Below are 1,796 nucleotides of genomic sequence, written 5' to 3' on the forward strand. Positions count from 1 at the left end.
CCGCCGCCGCGACGAGGCGCCCGACTCCTGATCCGCCGTGGACGGCCGACCGGACCCCGGACAGGCACTTCCCTGATGAGCGACATGGGCCAGCACAACGAACTCAACTGGTTGTTGGAAGACCTGGTCTCCCGCGTGGTCGGCGCCCGACACGCGGTCGTGCTGTCCGCGGACGGCCTCCTGCTCGGACGCTCCGCAGGGCTGTCCAAGGACGACTCCGACCACCTCTCCGCGATGGCCTCGGCCTTCCAGTCACTGGCCAGGGGCACCGGCCGCCACTTCGGCGGCGGCAAGGTGCGCCAGACCATCGTGGAGATGGAGCACGCCTACCTGTTCGTCACCGCGGCCGGGCACGGCGCGTGCCTCGCTGTGCTCGGCGAGGAGGACTCGGACATGGGCATGATCGCCTACGAGATGAACATGCTGGTGAAGCGGGTGGGAACCTACCTGTCCTCCGCCCCCAGGGGCGGATCCGTGCTCCCCGGCGCGCGCAGGTCGTCATGAGCCGAGAGGACTCGTGGTACGACGAGGCGGCGGGCCCCCTGGTCCGCCCCTACGCGATGGTGCGCGGGCGGACCCGTCCCCTGCGCCCCGAGCTGCACCTGGTCACCCAGGTGCGCGCGATGCCGTCGCCCTCGGACCCCGACGCGCTCTCGGTGGAGCACCTGGAGATCATGGAGCTGTGCAGGCGACCGCTGTCCGTCGCGGAGGTCGCCGCCTACCTGGACGTGCCGCTGATGGTGGTGAAGGTGCTGCTCAGCGACCTGATCCAGCGCGGTGACGTCGTCGTGCGCGACCCGTCGCGGGTCGCCGAGATCCCCGACCGGAACCTGTTGCAGGCTGTGCTGGATGGTGTTCGTGGAATCTGATCGGTCGGGCGGGGAGCTGCACGTCCCCACCCCAGTCAAGATCGTCATCGCCGGTGGTTTCGGCACCGGCAAGACGACCCTGGTCAACTCGGTCAGCGAGATCCCCGCGCTGCACACCGAGGAGGTGCTGACCGAGGCGGGCGTCGGCGTGGACGACGTGGTCGGGCTGGAGAACAAGGAGACCACCACGGTCGCCCTGGACTTCGGCCGCATCACCATCAACACCGAGGTGGTGCTCTACCTCTTCGGCACGCCCGGCCAGAACCGCTTCTGGTTCATGTGGGACGAGCTGGCCCACGGCGCCATCGGCGCGGTGGTCCTGGTCGACACCCGCAGGCTCGACAGCAGCTTCCCCTCGATCGACTTCTTCGAGCGGCGGGGCATCCCGTTCATCGTCGGGGTCAACTGCTTCGACGACGCCCACGGGTACGCGGCCGAGGAGGTCCGCAGCGCGCTCGACCTCGGCCCCGGCGTCCCGCTCGTGCTGTGCGACGCGCGGGACCGGGAGTCGAGCAAGTCGGTCCTGGTGAGCTTGATCCAGCACACCATGGACCGGCTCGACGCGATCGCCTGAGACAGGCGGGTTGGGCTGCGGGGGCGCCTCGACGCTCCCGCAGCGCCGCCAGGTAGCGGGCGAAGTCCACCTGGACCGAGTCGCCCGCCGTGCGCCCGTAGCGCGCCCTGGCGGCCTCCAGGTGGGTCCGCACCTCGGCCTCCATCTCCTCGACCGGCGGCAGGGCCGCGCGCCCCTGCACCAGGTCCGCGATCCACCGGCCCTGCGCCTCGCCCAGTCGCGTGATCGCGCCGAACGGGCGGATCAGCCCGGCGAAGGACAGCCCGCCCTCCCTCGGCGGCACGACGCGCTGGTAGAGCGCGAGCTGCCCGCCCGGCTCGAACCCGAGGCCGTCCGGCAGGAACGGGAACTCG

The 1,796-nt window shown here is 71.0% G+C and carries 3 protein-coding genes and 1 pseudogene; 3 read left to right on the plus strand and 1 reads right to left on the minus strand.

Annotation, left to right across the window (positions count from 1 at the left end; all coding sequences use genetic code 11):
• The first annotated feature begins 75 nt into the window (after positions 1-75).
• Genes ACTUAL_RS04200 through ACTUAL_RS04210 form a run of 3 tightly spaced genes read left to right on the plus strand, consistent with a single transcriptional unit; the run spans position 76 to position 1,443 of the window.
• Complete coding sequence (locus tag ACTUAL_RS04200; protein ID WP_015800902.1) at positions 76-504, plus strand: roadblock/LC7 domain-containing protein; 429 nt, start codon at positions 76-78, stop codon at positions 502-504.
• Positions 501-869, plus strand: a complete 369-nt coding sequence (locus ACTUAL_RS04205; RefSeq protein ID WP_015800903.1) for a DUF742 domain-containing protein — start codon at positions 501-503, stop codon at positions 867-869. Before ACTUAL_RS04200 ends, ACTUAL_RS04205 begins: the two co-directional genes overlap by 4 nt.
• A complete protein-coding gene (locus ACTUAL_RS04210) occupies positions 850-1,443 on the plus strand; it encodes a GTP-binding protein (protein ID WP_440899330.1) in 594 nt (197 codons plus the stop codon). Before ACTUAL_RS04205 ends, ACTUAL_RS04210 begins: the two co-directional genes overlap by 20 nt.
• Positions 1,444-1,528: 85 nt before the next feature.
• Here the strand turns inward: ACTUAL_RS04210 and ACTUAL_RS04215 are convergent.
• Positions 1,529-1,783 (minus strand): annotated as a pseudogene (locus ACTUAL_RS04215) (flavin-binding monooxygenase); the annotation flags it as partial.
• Positions 1,784-1,796 lie beyond the last annotated feature (13 nt).

The organism is Actinosynnema sp., assembly GCF_052038725.1.

Coding starts and splice junctions, on each gene's coding strand:
- ACTUAL_RS04205 (WP_015800903.1), top strand. CDS start 501: ATGAGCCGAGAGGACTCGTGGTACGACGAGGCGGCGGGCCCCCTGGTC.
- ACTUAL_RS04200 (WP_015800902.1), top strand. CDS start 76: ATGAGCGACATGGGCCAGCACAACGAACTCAACTGGTTGTTGGAAGAC.
- ACTUAL_RS04210 (WP_440899330.1), top strand. CDS start 850: ATGGTGTTCGTGGAATCTGATCGGTCGGGCGGGGAGCTGCACGTCCCC.